Annotated in this window: 17 protein-coding genes and 4 tRNA genes; 7 read left to right on the top strand and 14 right to left on the bottom strand. The window is 64.3% G+C overall.

From position 1 onward, the window contains the following. Positions 1-64: 64 nt before the first annotated feature. The 4 genes from BUA26_RS12425 (at position 65) to BUA26_RS12410 (ending at position 3555) form a co-directional block, all read left to right on the top strand. Positions 65-1099 (top strand): agmatine deiminase family protein, encoded by a 1035-nt coding sequence (locus BUA26_RS12425; protein ID WP_072761128.1) that lies wholly within the window; start codon positions 65-67, stop codon positions 1097-1099. A gap of 66 nt (positions 1100-1165) precedes the next feature. Then, the gene (locus BUA26_RS12420; protein ID WP_072761126.1) at positions 1166-2056 is read left to right on the top strand and encodes a carbon-nitrogen hydrolase; all 891 of its coding nucleotides are present in this window, start codon (positions 1166-1168) and stop codon (positions 2054-2056) included. A 90-nt stretch (positions 2057-2146) separates the two neighbouring features. Beyond that, positions 2147-3379 carry a TraB/GumN family protein gene (locus tag BUA26_RS12415; protein WP_072761124.1) on the top strand — a complete coding sequence of 411 codons (1233 nt, stop codon included), beginning with the start codon at positions 2147-2149 and terminating at the stop codon, positions 3377-3379. Positions 3380-3468: 89 nt separating this feature from the next. Continuing rightward, positions 3469-3555, top strand: a tRNA-Leu gene (locus BUA26_RS12410). A 122-nt stretch (positions 3556-3677) separates the two neighbouring features. On the opposite strand, the gene BUA26_RS12405 is transcribed toward BUA26_RS12410, so the two are convergent. The 10 genes from BUA26_RS12405 to serC form a co-directional block, all read right to left on the bottom strand. Next, positions 3678-4058: an HU family DNA-binding protein gene (locus tag BUA26_RS12405; RefSeq protein WP_072761122.1), complete on the bottom strand. Its 381-nt coding sequence runs from the start codon at positions 4056-4058 to the stop codon at positions 3678-3680. A gap of 348 nt (positions 4059-4406) precedes the next feature. Beyond that, a tRNA-Cys gene (locus BUA26_RS12400) sits at positions 4407-4480 on the bottom strand. Positions 4481-4562: 82 nt separating this feature from the next. Continuing rightward, positions 4563-4638: transfer RNA gene (locus BUA26_RS12395), tRNA-Gly, on the bottom strand. Between the two features lie 138 nt (positions 4639-4776). Continuing rightward, positions 4777-4852: transfer RNA gene (locus BUA26_RS12390), tRNA-Gly, on the bottom strand. A gap of 73 nt (positions 4853-4925) precedes the next feature. Further along, complete coding sequence (gene pgsA / locus BUA26_RS12385) at positions 4926-5540, bottom strand: CDP-diacylglycerol--glycerol-3-phosphate 3-phosphatidyltransferase (protein ID WP_072761120.1); 615 nt, start codon at positions 5538-5540, stop codon at positions 4926-4928. Between the two features lie 74 nt (positions 5541-5614). Beyond that, positions 5615-7456, bottom strand: coding sequence for an excinuclease ABC subunit UvrC (gene uvrC / locus BUA26_RS12380; protein WP_072761118.1), 1842 nt, complete (start codon positions 7454-7456; stop codon positions 5615-5617). A gap of 46 nt (positions 7457-7502) precedes the next feature. Further along, positions 7503-8279: a 3-deoxy-manno-octulosonate cytidylyltransferase gene (gene kdsB / locus BUA26_RS12375; protein ID WP_072761117.1), complete on the bottom strand. Its 777-nt coding sequence runs from the start codon at positions 8277-8279 to the stop codon at positions 7503-7505. Positions 8280-8342: 63 nt separating this feature from the next. Continuing rightward, on the bottom strand, positions 8343-9653 hold the full coding sequence (aroA, locus tag BUA26_RS12370) for a 3-phosphoshikimate 1-carboxyvinyltransferase (protein WP_072761115.1): 1311 nt from the start codon (positions 9651-9653) through the stop codon (positions 8343-8345). Between the two features lie 19 nt (positions 9654-9672). Beyond that, positions 9673-10761 carry a prephenate dehydratase gene (pheA, locus tag BUA26_RS12365; RefSeq protein WP_072761113.1) on the bottom strand — a complete coding sequence of 363 codons (1089 nt, stop codon included), beginning with the start codon at positions 10759-10761 and terminating at the stop codon, positions 9673-9675. 104 nt (positions 10762-10865) lie between these two features. Beyond that, entirely contained in the window at positions 10866-11951 is a 1086-nt protein-coding gene (gene serC / locus BUA26_RS12360; RefSeq protein ID WP_072761573.1) for a 3-phosphoserine/phosphohydroxythreonine transaminase, read from the bottom strand. A gap of 127 nt (positions 11952-12078) precedes the next feature. On the opposite strand from serC, the gene BUA26_RS12355 reads away from it, so the two are divergent. Beyond that, positions 12079-13095: a LysM peptidoglycan-binding domain-containing protein gene (locus tag BUA26_RS12355; protein WP_255368305.1), complete on the top strand. Its 1017-nt coding sequence runs from the start codon at positions 12079-12081 to the stop codon at positions 13093-13095. Positions 13096-13155: 60 nt separating this feature from the next. Here BUA26_RS12355 and BUA26_RS12350 read toward each other — a convergent pair whose 3' ends face one another. The 3 genes from BUA26_RS12350 to BUA26_RS12340 form a co-directional block, all read right to left on the bottom strand. Beyond that, entirely contained in the window at positions 13156-14859 is a 1704-nt protein-coding gene (locus BUA26_RS12350; protein WP_072761111.1) for a serine/threonine-protein kinase, read from the bottom strand. Between the two features lie 10 nt (positions 14860-14869). Beyond that, positions 14870-15394: an FHA domain-containing protein gene (locus BUA26_RS12345; RefSeq protein ID WP_072761571.1), complete on the bottom strand. Its 525-nt coding sequence runs from the start codon at positions 15392-15394 to the stop codon at positions 14870-14872. A gap of 95 nt (positions 15395-15489) precedes the next feature. Continuing rightward, positions 15490-16257, bottom strand: a complete 768-nt coding sequence (locus BUA26_RS12340; protein ID WP_072761109.1) for an FHA domain-containing protein — start codon at positions 16255-16257, stop codon at positions 15490-15492. Positions 16258-16322: 65 nt separating this feature from the next. Here BUA26_RS12340 and BUA26_RS12335 point away from each other — a divergent pair, with 65 nt between their 5' ends. Next, positions 16323-16598, top strand: a complete 276-nt coding sequence (locus BUA26_RS12335; RefSeq protein ID WP_072761108.1) for a polyhydroxyalkanoic acid system family protein — start codon at positions 16323-16325, stop codon at positions 16596-16598. Between the two features lie 107 nt (positions 16599-16705). Continuing rightward, on the top strand, positions 16706-16924 hold the full coding sequence (gene infA / locus BUA26_RS12330) for a translation initiation factor IF-1 (protein ID WP_007508585.1): 219 nt from the start codon (positions 16706-16708) through the stop codon (positions 16922-16924). A 115-nt stretch (positions 16925-17039) separates the two neighbouring features. Here the strand turns inward: infA and clpA are convergent, their stop codons facing one another. Continuing rightward, on the bottom strand, positions 17040-19310 hold the full coding sequence (gene clpA, locus BUA26_RS12325) for an ATP-dependent Clp protease ATP-binding subunit ClpA (protein ID WP_072761106.1): 2271 nt from the start codon (positions 19308-19310) through the stop codon (positions 17040-17042). Between the last annotated feature and the right edge of the window lie 41 nt (positions 19311-19351).

Here is a 19351-nt window from a genome sequence, read left to right as displayed (position 1 = left end):
CATCGTAGAATGGGCAGTCCGGCCGCCGCCTTGGCGCCTCTCCGACTGCACGAGATATCTCCGCATGACCGACCACTCCTTGCGCCTGCCGGCGGAATGGGAACCGCAGGCCGCGGTACTGATTGCCTGGCCGCATGCCGGTACCGACTGGGCCGAACGCCTCGCGGCGGTGGAAACCACCTACGTCGCCCTCGCCGCCGCGGTGACCCGCTTCCAGTCGCTGATCATCGTGGTGGCCGACGCGGCGCTGCAGGCTCGCGTCGAAGGGCAGTTGCTCGGTGCCAACGTCGACCTCGCCCGAGTCCGCTTCGTCGAACTGCCGTACGACGACACCTGGCTGCGCGACTCCGGTCCGATCACTCTGAAAGATGGCAACACAAGTTTCCAGCTCACCGACTTCCGCTTCACCGGCTGGGGCGGCAAGTTCGGCGCCGAACAGGACGACGCGCTGATCGCCGGGCTGGTCGACGCCGGCGTATTCGGCCACGCCGCGCACAAGCGCATCGACTGGGCGCTGGAAGGCGGCGGCATCGAAAGCGATGGCGCCGGCAGCGTGCTCACCACCTGGCGCTGCCTGGTGCAGCGGCATCCGGAACAGTCGCGCGAGGAAATGAGCGCGATCCTGCGCGACAGCCTGCACGCCGCGCGCGTGCTGTGGCTGGATTACGGCTACCTCGAAGGCGACGACACCGATGCGCATATCGACACGCTGGCGCGTTTCGCGCCGGGCGAGCGCATCGTGTTCCAGGCCTGCGACGACGCCAGCGATCCGCATCACGACGAACTGCAACGGATGGGCGCCGAGCTGGCCGCGTTGCGCACCGTCGATGGCCGCCCATACGAGCTATACCCGTTGCCATGGGCGAAACCCATTCTCGACGAAGGCCGCAGGCTCGCTGCCTCCTACGCGAACTACCTGATCGTCAACGGCGCCGTGCTGGTGCCCGCGTATGGCGACCCGGCCGATGACGAAGCCGCACGCATCATCGGCACCGCCCATCCGGGCCGCGAGATCGTGCAGGTGCCCTGCCGCCCGCTGATCTGGCAGAACGGCAGCCTGCACTGCATCACCATGCAGTTGCCTGCCGGTTTGACGTGAGCGATTACCGCATCCGCTAAACTTGCCGGGTTGCCAGTACAGGCAGTCAAGTCAGGATCGAAGCCGATGACCCGCAAGACCCTCAAGGTCGCCCTGCTGCAGGAAACCGACCGCGGCAGCCGCGATGCCAATCTCGACGCGATCGAAGCCGGCCTGCGCGAAGCCGCCGCGGCGGGCGTCGAACTGGTGTTGCTGCAAGAGCTGCACAACGGCCCGTATTTCTGCCAGCACGAGTCCGTCGAGATCTTCGACCAGGCCGAGACGATTCCCGGTCCCGGCACCGCGCGCATCGGCAAGCTGGCCGAGGAATTGAAGCTGGTGGTGGTCGCCTCGCTGTTCGAGAAACGCGCCACCGGGCTGTATCACAACACCGCGGTCGTGTTCGATCGCTCGGCCGCGATCGCCGGCAAGTACCGCAAGATGCACATCCCGGACGATCCGGCGTTCTATGAGAAGTTCTACTTCACGCCGGGCGATCTCGGCTTCGAGCCGATCGACACCTCGGTCGGCCGGCTCGGCGTGCTGGTGTGCTGGGACCAGTGGTATCCGGAAGCCGCGCGCCTGATGGCGCTGGCCGGTGCCGAACTGCTGCTCTACCCCACCGCGATCGGCTGGGATCCGAACGATGAGCAAGCCGAGAAAGATCGCCAGCGCGACGCATGGATCACCGTGCAGCGTGGCCACGCGGTAGCCAATGGCCTGCCGTTGCTGTCGTGCAACCGCACCGGCTACGAGGCGGATCCCTCCGGCGTCGGCGCCGGCATCCAGTTCTGGGGTTCGAGCTTCGTCGCCGGTCCGCAAGGCGAGTTCCTCGCCCAGGCCGGTACCGACGGGCGCGAACTGCTGCTGGCCGAGGTCGATCTGGCGCGCAGCGAGCACGTGCGGCGGATCTGGCCGTTCCTGCGCGATCGCCGCATCGACGCCTATGCCGATCTGCTCAAGCGCTTTCGTGACTGAAACCGCGCTGATGCCCGTACCCGCAACTTGTTCCGCATGGCCGTCGTCCCCATGCTTGGATTTCCCCTTAGTGAACGGCCAGCTGATCGCATGAGTGCTCCCGAAACCGACCTTGCCCTGTTGCCTGCCTTGCAGGGCCAGCCGATCGAGCGTGTGCAGCGTGACGGCGTCGAATACGTGATGCTCGGCACCGCCCACGTCTCGCGTAACAGCGTGGACGCGGTCGATGCGCTGTTGGCGCACGAGCACTTCGATGCGGTGGCGGTAGAACTGTGCGACAGCCGCGCGCAAAGCATGCGCGATCCGGAAGCGTTCAAGCAGATGGATCTGTTCAAGGTGATCCGCCAGGGCAAGGCCGGCATGGTCGCCGCCAGCCTGGTGCTGTCGACGTTCCAGAAGCGCCTGGCCGACCAGTCCGGCATCCAGCCCGGCGCCGAGATGAAGGCGGCGATGGATGGCGCCGACCAACGCAGCCTGCCGCTGTGGCTGATCGACCGCGAGGTCGGCACCACGCTCAAGCGCGCCTGGCACAGCGTCGGCTTCTGGCAGCGTTTCGGCCTGCTCGGCGGCCTGCTGGCCAGCGTGTTCGAGCGCGAGGAAATCGAACAAGGCGAGATCGAGAAACTGAAACAAGGCGATCTGCTAGAAAGCGCGTTCAGCGAATTCGCCAGCGAATCGCAGCCTTTGTACAACAGCCTGATCGGCGAGCGCGATGCGTTCATGGCCGCGCGCCTGCGCCAGGAAACGGCACGTTCGGCGACGGACGAGCCCCGCCGTGTGCTGGTGGTGATCGGCGCCGGCCATCTCAAAGGTCTGAGCGGTCTGCTGCGAGAACAGAAGAACGATCCCGCCACCACCATCGCCGAACTGGCCGCCACGCCACCCAAAGCGCGCTGGCCGAAATGGCTGGCAGTGGCGCTGGTGTTGCTGGTGTTTGCGGCGATTGCCTATGCCTTCCATCGCAATGCCGCGCTGGGTACGCAAGCGCTGACGGCCTGGGTGCTGTTCACCGGAGGCTTCGCCGCGTTGGGTGCGCTGGCTGCAGGTGGCCATCCGCTCAGCATTCTCGCCGCCTTCATCGCCGCACCGATCAAACCGTTCCGCCCAGGCATCCCCGCCGGCGGCATCAGCGCGATGGCCGAAGCCTGGGTGCGTCGCCCCCGCGTGGTCGACTTCGACACCTTGCGCGACGACATCGTGCACTGGAGCGGCTGGTGGAAGAACCGCGTCGCACGCACCCTGCTCAACTTCTTCCTGGTCAGCCTGGGCACGATCATCGGCGAGTACAGCGCCGGCATCCACATCTTCAAGAGCCTGCTCTGATCCGCACGGCACTACGCTGAGCCGAGACAGGCGCGCATGCTACGATTCGCGCCGCCTGCAGCCCGTCTGCAACGCGCTTTCAACATCCGGCCCGGATGGCGAAACTGGTATACGCAAGGGACTTAAAATCCCTCGGCCGCAAGGCTATGCGGGTTCGACCCCCGCTCCGGGCACCAAATACCAGGCATCACGCTAGTCGCGTTTCGCCAAGCAGGATTTTTCGTGGCACAAATAAAAAGTGCGACGGGCAAAGCCGTCGCACTCGGATGACTGACACTCGTTGGGTGCGTCAGAACTATCAGGCCGCGGCGTCCTTCAGCTTCTTCAGCGGACGGATCTTGACCTTGACCGACGCCGGCTTGGCAGCGAACCACTGCTCTTCCTTCGTGAACGGGTTGATGCCCTTGCGCTTCGGCTTGGCCGGCACGCTGACTGCGGAAATCTTCAGCAGTCCGGGCAGCATGAAGGAACCGGCGCCCTTCTTGTGCACGGATCCGGCTACGGCACCTTCCAGCGCGGCGAGCACGGCGCGCACGTCCTTAGCCAGCACGCCACTCGCTTCGACGATATGCGCCACCAGGCCGGACTTGCTCAAGGCTTCCTTGATCGGCTTGGGAGCGGCAGGTGCGGCTTTCGCCTTGGCTACCGGTTTCTTCTTTGTATTCTGCGTCTTTGCCATGGATTTCCCCGTCGTCAATGATGATGGAATGTTTGGAATGCCTCTCGGCAGGGTGAATGTAGGGGAATTTCGCGCTGTAGCCAACGGTTTTGAGCGGCAATAAGTGCTTCCTGATCGTCAAATCAGGCGCGCAGGACCAAACGAAGCTGTCTGCGGTGCAACGACGGCTCCGCTTCGACGGATATTTGTTGCGCCGTTGCAGCCGGTTCCAGCGGATTTCTACCGCACGTGTGGCAGGCCGACGCTCGTGCCAACTAAGCAAGTGAGGTCCGTATCCGGCCCTGTAACACGCAACAAAAAACCCGCCGGCGGCGGGTTTTGAGGGCTGGGTCGCAGCCTGTTGCGCAATGGAGGCCAAGGTCGGAATCGAACCGGCGTACGCGGCTTTGCAGGCCGCTGCATGACCACTCTGCCACCTGGCCATTGCTTGGTGCATCGCGACCGTGAGATCGCAGCTTGCTTCAAAAAAACAAAACCCCGGTGTACCGAGGCTTTGCGAATAACTGGAGCGGGAAACGAGACTCGAACTCGCGACCCCGACCTTGGCAAGGTCGTGCTCTACCAACTGAGCTATTCCCGCATCGGAGCCGCGAATCATAGCAGAACGGAGTCGCTTGTGAATAGCTGTGACGCCACGATCCGATCGAACTTTCTGCCAGCTACCGGCCGGACCTGAAAACGACAAAGCCCCGCGCGAGTCGGGGCTTTGCAGAAAAACTGGAGCGGGAAACGAGACTCGAACTCGCGACCCCGACCTTGGCAAGGTCGTGCTCTACCAACTGAGCTATTCCCGCATTGGAGCCGCGCATTCTAATACGTGAATGCGGATCGTCAAGCCCGTATCGATCAGACGGACATCATGGCCGATCACGCATCGCCCTTTCCGCTCGATGGTTGTTCCGGTGCATCGCCGCGCAGAATCGGCCATGCCGCACGCAGGTAATACATGCCGGACCAGATCGTGAGCACGCCGGCAATCACCAGCAAGGCCTCGCCGATGTGGTACAGCCGCAGCGCGGTAGCCTCCTTCTCGTGCTGCACGATCAGCACCACCAGCGCGACCATCTGCATCACGGTCTTGAGCTTGCCGATGAAGGCGACCTTGACCGCCGCGCGCATGCCGATTTCGGCCATCCATTCGCGCAACGCCGACACGCTGATCTCGCGTCCCACGATCACCGCAGCGGTCACCGCCATCACCACACCGGACCAGCCGTTGCTGTGATGGGACTCGACCAGCAGGAACAGCGTCACCGCCACCATCAACTTGTCGGCGACCGGATCGAGAAACGCGCCGAACGCCGAGGTGAGATTCATCCGCCGCGCCAGATAACCGTCCAGCCAGTCGGTGAACGCCGCCAGCACGAACACGATCGCGGCGGTGATGTTGTGGCCCGGAAACGGCAGGTAGAACACCGCCACCATGACCGGCAGCAGCGCGACACGAAACAAGGTCAGCCAGGTCGGCAGGTTGATGCGCATGGTTTGTTCCAGTGATTTGCCGCAGTTTCGCACGTCATCGCGTTACTGCCGAGTCACGGCATTCGCAAAAATGTTCAGCCGTGCAGACTGGCGTAGATGCGTTCGGCCAGTTCGCGATCGATGCCCTTGACCTGCATCAGCTCCTCGATGCCGGCACTCTCCACGCCCTGCATGCCGCCAAATGCCTTGAGCAAGGCCGAACGCCTGCGCGCACCGATACCGGCCACATCTTCCAGCGCGCTGCGCTCGCGTGCCTTCTCGCGCCGTTTGCGATGGCCGCTGATCGCGAAGCGATGCGCTTCGTCGCGCACCGCGGCAACCAGATGCAGGGCTGGCGACGATGAGCCGGGATGCAGCTCGCGGCCGGGATTGCCTGATTCCAGCCGGGCGAGCACCAGCGTTTCCTCGCCCGCCCGCCGCCCCGGCCCCTTCGCCACACCGACCACCTCGATGCCATCGACGCCGAGCTCCTTCAACACGTCCAGCGCCTGCGCCACCTGCCCGCTGCCGCCGTCGATCAGCAGGATGTCCGGGCGCGCACCCTCGCCTTCGGCGACCTTGCGGAAGCGCCGGGTCAGCGCCTGATGCATCGCGGCGTAGTCGTCGCCGGGCGTGATGCCCGTGATGTTGAAGCGCCGGTAGTGCGATTTCTCCGGCCCTTCCGGCCCGAACACTACGCATGAGGCGACCGTCAGCTCGCCCATGGTGTGGCTGATGTCGAAACATTCGATGCGGCGTGGCACGGTGGCCAGCCCCAGCACTTTCTGCAGATCGTCGAAGCGCGTGCCCAGCGTCTGCCGACTGGCCAGGCGGGCGGTCAGCGAAGCCTGCGCATTGCGCTCGGCCATCTGCAGGAATTGAGCGCGATCGCCGCGCACGCTGGATTTCAGTTCCACCGCGCGACCGGCGTGCTCGGTCAGCAACTCGGTCAGGATCTGCTGGTCGGCCAGGGCTTCACCGAGAATCAGTTCGCGCGGCACCGGCCGATCCAGGTAGTACTGCGCGATGAACTGGGTCAGCACGTCGGCGGGCTCGGCATCCAGCGGCAGCCGCGGGAAGAAGTCGCGGGTACCGAGGCTGATGCCGTTGCGGAAGAACAATACGCTGATGCACGCCATGCCCGCCTCGATGCGGCAGGCAATCACGTCCATGTCGGCGCTGGCGCCGTGCACGTGATGCTGCGCCTGCAACTGGCGCAAGGCAGCGACCTGATCGCGCAGCTTGGCCGCGCGTTCGAATTGCAGCGCCTTGCTGGCCTGCTCCATGGCCTCGGCCAGTTCGTCGATTACGGCGTTGCTGCGCCCTTCGAGAAACATCTCGGCATGGCGCACGTCGCTGCGGTAGTCCTCTACATTGATCAACTGCACGCACGGCGCGGTGCAGCGGCCGATCTGATGCTGCAGGCAGGGCCGCGAGCGGTTGCGGAAATAGCTGTCCTCGCACTGGCGCACCTTGAACAGCTTCTGCATCAGGCTGAGGCTTTCGCGCACGGCGTAGGTGCTCGGATACGGTCCGAAGTAGCGTCCCGGCAGGTTGCGCGCGCCGCGATGGAAGGCCAGCCGCGGATAGTCCTCACCACCGGACAGGTAGATGTACGGGTAGCTTTTGTCGTCGCGCAGCAAGATGTTGTAGCGCGGCTTCAGCGACTTGATCAGCTGCGATTCCAGCAGCAGCGCCTCGCCCTCTGTGCGCGTCACGGTGATTTCGACGCGGGCGATCTGCGCCACCATCGCAGCGATGCGCGGCTCCATCCGCGGCTTCAGGAAATAACTGCCGACGCGTTTTTTGAGGTTGCCGGCCTTGCCTACGTACAGCAGCTCGCCGGCCGCATCGAAATGGCGATACACCCCGGGCGAGGACGTGAGCGTGCGGACGAAGGCCTTGCCGTCGAAGGGTGGTGATTGCGCGGGCTGCATGGAGGGATTCTAGCGGTGCGGATGGCAATCCGACCGATGTGGAGGCTCAATGCTGCGTGCGCAACCACTGTTCAGCACGTTCGAGATCGGCCAGTGTGTCGATGCCGGGCGGGAACGGCTCAGGCGTCAGGCGCACCGCAATCGCGTGGCCGTGTTCCAGCACACGCAGTTGCTCCAGCGATTCGGTCTGCTCCAGCGGCGTGCGCGGCAGCCGCGCGTAGCGATCCAGAAATCCGGCCCGATAAGCGTAAATGCCGATATGCCGCAAAAACGGCGAACCGGACGGCAACGCCTGCCGATCGACGGCAAACGCATCGCGCGCCCATGGCAGCGGCGCCCGGCTGAAATACAGCGCCCGCCCATTGACGGTACGCACCAGTTTCACCACGTTCGGATCGAACAATTCCTCGGCATCGATGATCGGCGTGGCCAGGGTCGCCATCGGCGCGTCGTCGCCGTCCAGCGCCTGCGCCACGGCGCGGATGCCGGCTGCCGGCGCAAACGGCTCGTCGCCTTGCAGGTTCACCACGATGCTGTCGTCGCTCCAGCCGTAGTGCGCCGCGCATTCGGCCAGGCGGTCGCTGCCCGAAGCGTGGTCGCTGCGAGTCATGCAGATATCCACACCTTGCCCGGCCAGTGCATCGGCGACGCGCTGGTCGTCCACCGCCACCACCACCTGACGGGCGCCGGCCTGCAGCGCGCGCTGCGCCACCCGCACCACCATCGGCACACCGTCGATCTCGCGCAACGGCTTTGCCGACAGGCGAGTCGAACCGTACCGCGCGGGAATGGCGACGATGAAAGGGGGCACAACGTTGGACATGGATAATCCTTCAACCAGGTGACAAGCGTGACTACAACGATACATGCACCCGTGCGGCGCAGGTCAGCTCACGCTTTGCAGCGCGAAGCCACAGCCGTTGGCCAGTTCGAGAAAACCGGGGAACGAGGTGGCGACGTGGCTGCAGTCGTTGATACGCACTGGGCCGCTCGCGACCAGGCCGGCCAACGCGAAGCTCATCGCGATGCGATGGTCGAGGTGGCTTTCCACGCTGCCTGCGCCAAGCTGGCCGCCCTGGATGATCGCACCATCGGGAGTCTCTTCGATGGCTGCACCGAGCGTGCGCAAACCGGTGGCCATGGTCGCGATGCGATCGGATTCCTTCACGCGCAATTCGGCGGCGCCGCGGATGACGGTACGGCCGCTGGCCACGGACGCAGCGATGAACAGCGCGGGGAATTCGTCGATCATGTCCGGCACCAGCGACTCGGGCAGCTCGACGCCGTGCAGCGGTGCATGGCGTACCAGCAGATCGCCGACAGGCTCGCCGCCGCTTTCGCGTTCGTGCTCTATCGTGATGTCCGCCCCCATCAGCCGCAGCGCGTGCAGCAGTCCCGTGCGGCGCGGATTCAAGCCGACCGCCGGCAAATGCAGCGCGGAGCCCGGCACGATGCTGGCGGCGACCAGGAAGAAGGCGGCCGAGGAGAAATCGGCAGGCACGTTCACATCGGTGGCGTGCAGCACATGGCCGCCGTCAAGTTCTGCGCGGCCCGGCTCGAACGCGATCGGCCAGCCGAACGCGGCCAGCATGCGCTCGGTGTAGTCGCGAGTCGGATGCGGTTCGATGATCTCGGTTTCGCCGATACCATACAGGCCAGCCAGCAAGAGCGCGGACTTCACCTGCGCGCTGGCGACCGGCAATTCGTAGCGGATGCCGTGCAGCGGCTGTCCACCATGCACCCGCAGCGGCGGCAGGCCATCACGCGTGTCGATGCGCGCACCCATCAAGGCCAGCGGATCGGTGACGCGCCGCATCGGCCGCTTCGACAGCGAGGCGTCGCCGATCAGATTGCTGTCGAACGCCTGCCCGGCCAGCAAGCCGGTCAACAAGCGCATGCCGGTGCCGGCGTTGCCGCAGTCTAGCGACTGCGACGAGCCACGCAGGCCATGCAGGCCGACGCCATGCACCACGCGCTCGCCCGCCGACGGTGTCTCGATGCGTACGCCGAGCTGTGCCAGCACGGCGGCGGTGGCGCGGGTGTCCTCGCCTTCGAGAAAGCCGCTGATGCGCGACTCGCCGTCCGCGATCGCGGCCAGCATCAGTGCGCGATGCGAAACCGACTTGTCGCCGGGCACGCGCACGCTGCCGTGCAGCGGCTGGCCTGGCCGGCTGCTGCTCCAGTCGAGACGATTCACTCCGATATCTCCATGCGGCTCAAGGCAACGCGACCGGGTAGGAACCCAGCACGCGTATCGTCGCCGCCGACTCGCCGATGTCGTGCACGGCGGCTTGCAACGCGTCGTCGTCGATATGGCCGGAGACGTCGATGAAGAAGGCGTACTGCCACTTGCCGGTATGCGCCGGCCGCGACTCGATCCGGTTCAGGCTGATGCCGTGCTTGGCGAACGGGCTGAGCACGTCGTACAGCGCGCCGGGCTTGTCGTTGACGGTGATCAGCAGCGACGTACGGTCGTTGCCGGAAGGCGGAAACAGCGAACGGCCGATGACCAGGAAGCGTGTGGTGTTGTCGGCACGGTCCTCGATGCCTTGCGCCACGGTCTTGAGACCGTAGACCTTGCCCGCCGTCTCGCCGGCGATCGCCGCGGCGTCATCGGCATGTCGGGCCAGGCGCGCAGCTTCGGCATTGCTGCCGACCGCGATGCATTCGACGCCCGGCAGGTTGATGCGCAGCCATGTCTTGCACTGCTGCAGCGACTGCGCATGCGCGTAGACGCGCTTGACGTCCTCCAGCCTGCCGGCCTGCGAATGCAGGCACTGATGCACGCGCAATTCCACTTCGCCGCAAATGGTGGCTTCGGAGGTGAGGAACATGTCCAAGGTGACCTGGATCATGCCCTGCCCGGAATTCTCCACCGGCACCACGCCGAAATCCGCGTGGCCGGCGGCAACCTCCTGGAACACCTCCTCGATGCTGCCCAGCGGCAGGCCGTAGGCGGCGTGGCCGAAATGCTTGCGCACAGCTTGCTCGCTGAACGTGCCTTCAGGGCCGAGGAAGCCGATCTTGAGCGGGTCTTCCTGCGCCAGGCACGACGACATGATCTCGCGGAACAGGCGCACCATCTCGGCATCGGACAGCGGGCCCTTGTTGCGATCCACCACCATGCGCAGCACGTGGGCTTCGCGTTCCGGGCGGTAATAATCGATCGCCGAAAGCCCGGAGCCTTTCACCTTCGCCACCGTCTGCGCATGGTTGGCGCGCTCGGAAATCAGCTGCTGGATCTGGCGATCGATGCTGTCGATGCGCTCGCGCATCTCGCTCAGCGGTGTCTTTGGATCGGTCATGCTTTAGCCGCCTGGAAGTAAAGAAGTCCAAATGATGGAACGACATCATGCCCGAAATGCGCTCTCCATGCCTAATCAGCCATGGGTCGATCAGCGTGGGCCAATCAGCCGTGCCGCTGGGCAAAGTCCCGCATGAATGTTGTCAGCACCTGCACGGCCTCCAGCGACACCGCGTTGTACAGCGACGCGCGCATGCCGCCGACCGCCTTGTGCCCTTTCAGCGCGAGCAGGCCGGCAGCTTCGGACTCCTTCAGAAACACCGCATCCAGTGCAGCGTCGTGCAAGGTAAAAGGCACGTTCATGCGCGAGCGCGCGGAAGGCTCGACCGGGTTTCGGTAGTAACCGCCCGAACCGTCAATGGACTGATACAGCAATTCGGCCTTGGCGCGATTGCGGTCACCGATGGCGGCGACGCCACCTTGCTCTTGCAGCCACTGGAAAGTCAGCCCGGCCAGATACCAGCCCCAGGTGTTGGGTGTGTTGAGCATCGAGTCGTGTGCCGCATGCTCGGCATAGCGGAAGATCCGTGCCATCGGCCGGCCGGCCCGTTGCAGCAGATCGCGACGGATGATCATCACCACCAGGCCGGATGGGCCGATGTTTTTCTGCGCACCGGCATAGATCAGCCCGAAGCGCGAGACGTCTAGCGGTTCGGACAAGATGTTCGACGACATGTCCGCCACCAGCGGCACCGCGCCAACATCGGGAATGTCGTGGAATTCCACGCCGTGTATCGTCTCGTTCGGCGTGTAGTGCACATATGCGGCTTGCGGGTCGAGCTGCCAGCTTTCGCGTGACGGCAGCGTCAGGTAATGGCCGGCCTCACCGCTGGCAGCCACGTTCACCCGCAGATACGGTGCCGCCTCGCTGACCGCCTTTTCGCTCCAGTGACCGCTGACGATGTAGTCGGCGCTGTCGCCGGCGCCCGCCAGGTTCATCGGGATCTGCGCGAAGTGCTGGGTGGCACCGCCTTGCAGGAACAGCACGGCATAGTCGGCGGAAATCGCCAGCAGCGAGCGCAGATCGGCTTCGGCCCGTGCGGCCATCTCGATGAAGCGCTTGCCGCGATGGGACTGCTCCATCACCGAGGCGCCGCTGCCGTTCCAGTCCAGCATCTCGCGCTGGGCCCGTTCAAGTACTGCCTGCGGCAATGCTGCCGGACCGGCGCTGAAATTCCAGACTCTGCTCACGTGCTGTTGCATCCCGTCATAGTGGTCCATGCATTATGGCGCGGCGCAGCATGGGGTGGTCAACATCGGATGCTGATTCCGGATGACTTGCGAAGGCTCGATGCGGTAGCCAGGAGAACTTCAGTCGGTGGCGAAACCTGCCGTTACAATGGCGAGACGGTCTGACAGCAGGCCATGGATAGCCATCAGGGGGCGTATGACTTTGGCAAGACAGACTCGTTGCGACGGATGGTGGCTCAAGCAGGCCATGCTCGTGGCCATCCCATTGACCATGCTGGGTTTGGCGGGCTGCGCTCAGGTCAATGCACTCAAGTCGAAGGTCAATGGAAATTCGACCACGACGACTACGGCGCCACCGGCCCCCTCTGAGGCCAGCCCGCGCCCGACGTTATCGTTCACCGCGATCGTCAACGAGCTCCAGCTCGGCCACTACAGCGAGGGCGAGCAGGACCTGCGGCAATATCTGCTGCTGCACCCCGGCGACCGTTCGGCTCAAGCCATGCTGCGCCAGCTTACGGTCGATCCCAAACAGGCGCTCGGTTCCCGTTCGCGCGCCTACGCTGTGCAAGCCGGCGATTCTTACAGCACCCTGGCTGCCCGCTACCTGGGCGATGCCGGATCGTTTCTGATCCTGGCGCGCTATAACGGATCGACCAACCCATCCATGTTGCGTGTCGGCGAAACGGTGCATCTGCCCTTGTCCCGCGCCGGCACATCGTCGGCAGCGGGCGCTGCATTATCCGGAAGCAGCACCACCGATCCGGCCGGGTCCGGGAGCGACACGCTGGCTGTATCGGAAAGCAGCGCCCCTGCCGTGGAGTCGCCGACGGCAAAGGCGCAGCGGCTACAAAGAGAGAGCTTGTCGCTGCTCGATCAGGGGCAGAGTGACCAGGCTCTCGCGCGCCTGGGCGAAGCTCTGTCCATCGAGCCCAGACTGAAACCCGTGGGGCCGCAAGCGGCTGCCCTGCGCGAACAGCTGCTGGCCTCTTATCACGAGCATGCGATCGTGTTGTACCGCGACCAGCAGCTGGATCAGGCCATCACGCTATGGAACCGCATCCTGGCCATCAACCCGAATTACGAGCCAGCCGTTATCTATCGGGCGCGCGCGCTCGACCTCAAGCATCGGCTGAAACAGATCTGAACTGTGCCGTGCCCCTGGCCTGATCTGCCACCAGACAGACGGGATAAGAAGCGGAAGAACTCAGGTTGCTTCTTCACCGGCAACCGGAGGCCTGATGATTTGGGTCGGTTGCGTCACATCGTCCGCCACGGCATGCGGGGATCGCTGGGCCGCTACATGCCCCCGCGTCTCCAATGCGCTGTTCATGAGGTTGAAGGCGGTGAACAGCCGGCCCAATTCATCCCTGCGCTCGAGGCGGATGCGGTAGTGGAAATCTCCGCGAGCCACCCCGAGCAACGCATCGCCGAGCATGTCCAGCAAAGCCAGCGGCCGCCTGAATAGCCAATAGGCGACACCGACCAGGGCGGCAAGCGTCGTCAAGAGAACGGCAACGATGACCCACAAGGTGGTCTTCTGTGCCGTACGCAGTGGTTCGTTGCTGACGCCCAGGCGTAGTTCACCGACGATCTTGGCCTGGTAGCTGATGGGTACGTCGAACAGCAGCATCTCGTCATGGCGCGTGCCGTTCACGACTTCGCTGCGATAGCTCTCGACGCCATCCGATGACGATGGATATTTCTGCTCGCTGGCGGCAGGCAGCTTCTGTCCGATCTCCGCCTGGTGCGTGCTGGCGATGATGTCGCCATATCGATCGGCGATGGCGAGATAGTGGATCTGCTGATTGCGCGCGACGTCCTCCACCAGCGCACGGGTGGCGGCGCGATCGCCCAGCAGCAGGTTCTCTGCCGATTCGCTGGCGACCATGCGCCCCAGGGAACTGCCGAAATCCAGTGCCAGCCCGGTGACGGCTGCGTTCTGCTTGGCATAGATCGCCGCCAGGCCAAGCAGCAGGACAAGGCACAAGGTGGCTCCCAGCGCACCGGCCCAACGCAGCCGCAGCGACACGATGCGGTTGGCCAAAGGCTTTTCGTGCAGCCGTTCGTACTCGCGACGGGACAGGCGAAGATCGTCGATGACTTCGGCGCCGCGCTGATAGCGCCTCTGCGCGGCGGGAGCCAGCAAGGTATGCACGATGTCGATCAGCATCATCGGCGTTGCCGGATCAACGGGTTCAAGCGGCGGGCGTGGCGAGCGTAGCCGTTGCCTGATCAGGCCCCGTACGTCTGCGGTTTCGGACCAGGGCAATTTGCCGGTGATCAGCCAGTAGAGCACCACACCCAGCGAGAACAGATCACTTCGCGCATCGGCTGGCTCACCGCGCAAACGCTCCATGGCCATGTAGGCCAGTGTTCCGCCAATCTCCTGGCGCTCGCTGCCTCCGGGATTGGACATCCCACGACGATCGGCAATGCCGAAGTCGCTGATCTTGGCGTAGTGCCAACCATCGGCCAGCATGATGTTTTCCGGCTTGATGTCATGGTGGATGACACCTTGGGCGTGGGCATAGTCGAGCGCCGCGGCGATCTGGGTGGCCAGTTCGATGATCACCGGCAGAGGCGGCAGCCCCTCGCTCGCCACTCGGCTGGCCAGCGTTTCGCCTGAGAGGCGCTCCATCGCGATGTACGAGCGGCCGTCGTCGGTCTCGCCCGCATCGAAAATCGTGACAATGTGGGGATGGACCAGATTGCCCGCTGCACGGGCTTCGGTCAGGAACCGTTGCCGGTAGGCGGAATCGGAGGCCACTTCCCGGTGCAGGCACTTGATCGCCACCTGCCGCTCGATGCCGGGATCGAAACCGGCATAGACGACGGCCATCGCTCCTTCACCAAGAACCCCTTCGATGCGATAACGGCCAAGAGTTTGGGGCCATGCGCGCTCGCTCATCGAGGCGACTTCATAGAAGCCACCATGCCAATGCAGCCAGACCGCTCAGCACGATCAACGCGACAGCCAGGCGAACGAAGTGCCTCGGATCGGGCGAGCCGCGATCGCGGGTCAGAAACACCAGCTCGACCTCCCCCAGACGGACGCGATCGCCGTGCCTGAGAGTTGCCTGGTGAATCCGTTTGCCATTCACGAACGTGCCGTTGGTCGACAACGTGTTCGTGATGACGCAGCGCCCCTGCTGATTCGTGATCCAGGCGTGCGAAGAAGAGACGCTAGGGCCGCTGACAACAATATCGTTGCTGGCGAGCCTGCCTATCGTCTGACGGCCCGAGTGAATGGAAAACCGTCGTCCTCCGAGCTCCGGACTGATGCTCTCCAGAACCGGTTTGTGTACGCTGGCCCGCCCTTCGGATACCCCATCTGTCCCGGACGCAAGTGCACGCAGATCCTCCTGGGCGAAGAGTCGCGTTCCCTGCGGACCGGAGGAACGTTTGCCTGGGTTGGCAGGCAAGCTGGGACGAGGCGTATTCATGGGCGCTTCAAACATCGGATCTGTCGGACATTGTAGCCGACCGCATGCCGGTTTCCGGCAGTGCATCACGGATCAGGGGCGTGCTGCCGGCGTACTCAAAAACGGATCAGCAGCACCAGCGCGATGCCCAACGCCAGCACAGCGGCGGTGACGATCAGCCACCACACCTCGCCGATCGGACCGGCGGCCTCTTCCGGCAAGTGTTCCGACGGCGGATCGGGCATCACGATTTCGGGCTCGGGCTCCATGCCGGGCGCCTCGACCACGAAGCGATGCATGGCCAAGCCGATCTGGTCCCCGGGTTGCAGCGCCAACCTGCGCACACCGACACCGTTGACCCGCAGCGGATGACGTTCGGATGGCTGCGTGGTTTCCAGCAGCAACTGACCGTCGTCCCAGAAAATGCGCAGCGAGGCAACGTCGCCCTGTGGCAGCTCCAATGCGCAACGACCTTGCGGCCCTAGCTCCAGACTGTCCTGCAACGGCAACACGCGCCCGGACAACGGACCCGCCACGGCGCGCAACGCCACGGTGCAGCGCCCCTGCTCCGGCACGCCCAGCGGCGGACGAAGCGCCGGATCCTGATCGGCGCGCAGCAGCATGCGGCAATCGCCGACGCTGACCACGTCGCCGGCACGCAGCAGTGCGCGTTCGCGTACCGGCCGGGCGTTGACATAAATGCGGTCGGCCGACGGCAACACCTGCAGCACCCAGCCGCGACGATCCTGCTGGATACGCAGGTGCTGGGCCGCCGCCTGGCTGGCCGCCAGCACGAGGTCGTTGTCGGGCGCGCTGCCGATACGCAACTGCGCCTCCGTCCAGTGGAAGTCCTCACGGGCCGCATTGAGAAATTCGATACGCATGAATCGACCGCCGGAAAGATCGCGAAACTCTAGCATTAAGATGGGCTATTCCCACGGAGCCCGTCATGCCCAAGATCGATATCCGCCGTCCGCATCAACTGTCGATCGCCGAAGCCCGCGCGGTGGTCGATCAGGTGGCCGCGCGGATGCACGAAAAGCTCGGCGTGGATGGACAGTGGCACGGCGACACGCTGCGCTTTTCACGGCCCGGGGTGAACGGCACGATCGCCGTCAGCAGCGACGCCATCGAGGTCCATGCCGAGCTCGGCCTGATGCTGTCCCCGTTGAAGGGCATGGTCGAACAGGAGATTCGGCGCAAGCTGGATGAGCATTTCGCCTGATCCGGATGGATCGGGGTATTCGCTGTTGTTTCTTTAACCAAACCCCTATTCGTGGCATAATCGTCGGCTTACGCAGCCATGACGGCTGCGCGTGAACCCCGGAACACATGGCCAAAGACGACGTCATCGAAATGGAAGGCACGGTCCAGGAGACCTTGCCCAACACCATGTTTCGTGTGCAATTGGAAAATGGGCACGTAATCATCGCCCATATCTCCGGCCGCATGCGCAAGCACTACATCCGCATCCTCACCGGCGACAAGGTCAAGATCGAAATGACCCCATACGACCTGAGCAAGGGACGCATCACGTACCGCATGAAGTAATACCGCGCGAAGTAACTGTGCGGTTCGGTAACGGGGATGGTGGTGCCTGAAGATGCAAAAGGCGGCGCAATGCGCCGCCTTTGCTTTGTCCCGCGTTTGACCGCCGAGGCAGTGTTTAGCCAACCACCGCCGGCAGCTTTTCGGCTGCCTCGCAATCGACCTTCAGTTCGCCGTCGCGCACGCTCAGGCGAACCACACCACCCTCGGCCAGCTTGCCGAACAGCAGTTCGTCGGCCAGCGCGCGCTTCACCTTCTCCTGGATCACCCGCGCCATCGGCCGTGCGCCCATCTGCGGATCGAAGCCGTGCTCGGCCAACCAGCGGCGGGCATCGGCGTCCACGTCCAGGCTTACGTGCTTCTCGGTCAACTGGCTTTCCAGTTCGATCAGGAACTTGTCGACCACGCGCAGGATATGCTCGAAATCGAGCGCGCTGAACTGGATGACCGCGTCCAGCCGGTTGCGGAACTCCGGCGTGAAGATGCGGCGTATCACTTCCATCGCGTCCGACTCGTGCTTCTGCTCGACGAAGCCCATGCTGCGCCGTGCCGCGATCGCCGCGCCCGCATTGGTAGTCATCACCACCACCACGTTCTTGAAGTTCGCCTCGCGGCCGTTGGTGTCGGTCAGCACGCCACGGTCCATCACCTGCAGCAGGATGTTGAACACATCCGGATGCGCCTTCTCGATCTCGTCCAGCAGCAGCACCGCGTGCGGATGCTTGGTCACCGCCTCGGTCAGCAGGCCACCCTGGTCGAAGCCGACGTAGCCCGGGGGGGCACCGACCAGCCGCGACACCGAATGCGCTTCCATGTACTCGGACATGTCGAAGCGGATCATCTCGATACCCAGCTGCATCGCCAGCTGCTTGGTGACCTCGGTCTTGCCGACACCGGTGGGACCGGCCAGCAGGAAGCAACCGATCGGCTTGGACGGATCGGCCAGCCCCGAGCGGGCCATCTTGATCGACGCGGCCAGCGCCTCGATCGCCGGATCCTGGCCGAACACCACCATTTTCAGGTTGCGATCGAGATTGCGCAGCACGTCGCGATCCGATGCCGACACCTGCTTGGCCGGGATCCGCGCCATCTTCGCGATGATGTACTCGACTTCGCTGACGTCGACCGTGCCGGTACGCTGATCTTCCGGCAAAAGCCGTTGACGGGCGCCCGCCTCGTCGATCACGTCGATCGCCTTGTCCGGCAGCAGCCGGTCCGGGATGTGCTTGACCGACAGGTCCACCGCCGCCTTCAACGCCTCGTTGGTATAGGCGACGTGGTGGTGTTCCTCGAAACGCGAGCGCAAGCCCTTGAGGATCTCGATGCTGTCGGCCACGGTCGGCTCGACCACGTCGATCTTCTGGAAACGACGGGCCAGCGCGCGATCCTTCTCGAACACGCCGCGATATTCCTGGAACGTGGTCGAACCGATGCAACGCAGCTCGCCCGAAGCCAGCATCGGCTTGATCAGGTTCGAGGCGTCCATGGTGCCGCCCGACGCCGAACCGGCACCGATGATGGTATGGATCTCGTCGATGAACAGGATCGCGCCCGGCTGCTTCTTGAGCTGGGCGATCACGCCCTTCAGCCGCTTCTCGAAATCGCCGCGATACTTGGTGCCGGCCACCAGGGCGCCCAGATCCAGCGACCAGATCGTGGCATCTTCCAGCACCTCGGGCACTTCGCCGTCGACGATGCGCTTGGCCAGACCCTCGGCCAGCGCCGTCTTGCCCACGCCAGCCTCGCCGACGTACAGCGGGTTGTTCTTGCGTCGGCGGCACAGCACCTGGATGGTGCGCTCGATCTCGTCGGCGCGGCCGATCAGCGGATCGATCTTGCCTTCCAGCGCCAACTCGTTGAGATTGTTGGCGAACTCGTGCAACGGATTGCCCTTCGGCTCGCCGCCCTCTTCGCCTTCGCGCTCGCCGCCGGACACGCCGGCCGCCGGTTCGTCGCCGATCTTGGCGATGCCGTGCGAAATGTAGTTGACCACGTCGAGCCGGGTGATTTCCTGCTGATGCATGAAATACACGGCATGCGAATCCTTCTCGCCGAAGATCGCCACCAGCACGTTCGCGCCGGTGACCTCTTTGCGCCCCGAGGACTGCACGTGATACACGGCGCGCTGCAGCACCCGCTGGAAACCCAGCGTCGGCTGCGTGTCGCGCTCATCGCCGTGCGGCAATACCGGCACGGTTTCGTTGATGATGCGCGTCAGTTCGGTCGACAGCCGTGGCAGGTCCACGCCGCAGGCGCGCAAGGCGCCCAGTGCCGACTGGTTCTCGGTCAGTGCCAGCAGCAGGTGCTCCACCGTCATGAATTCATGGCGCTGTTCACGGGCCTGCTTGTAGCAGTGACCGATGGTGACTTCCAGATCCTTGCTGAACATTCGGATCGTCTCCGCTTGAAAAGTTGAGCGGCCTTCAATGC

This window comes from Rhodanobacter sp. OK091, assembly GCF_900142825.1.
Taxonomy (GTDB): domain Bacteria; phylum Pseudomonadota; class Gammaproteobacteria; order Xanthomonadales; family Rhodanobacteraceae; genus Rhodanobacter.
This window is presented reverse-complemented; position numbering and strand designations above follow the sequence as displayed.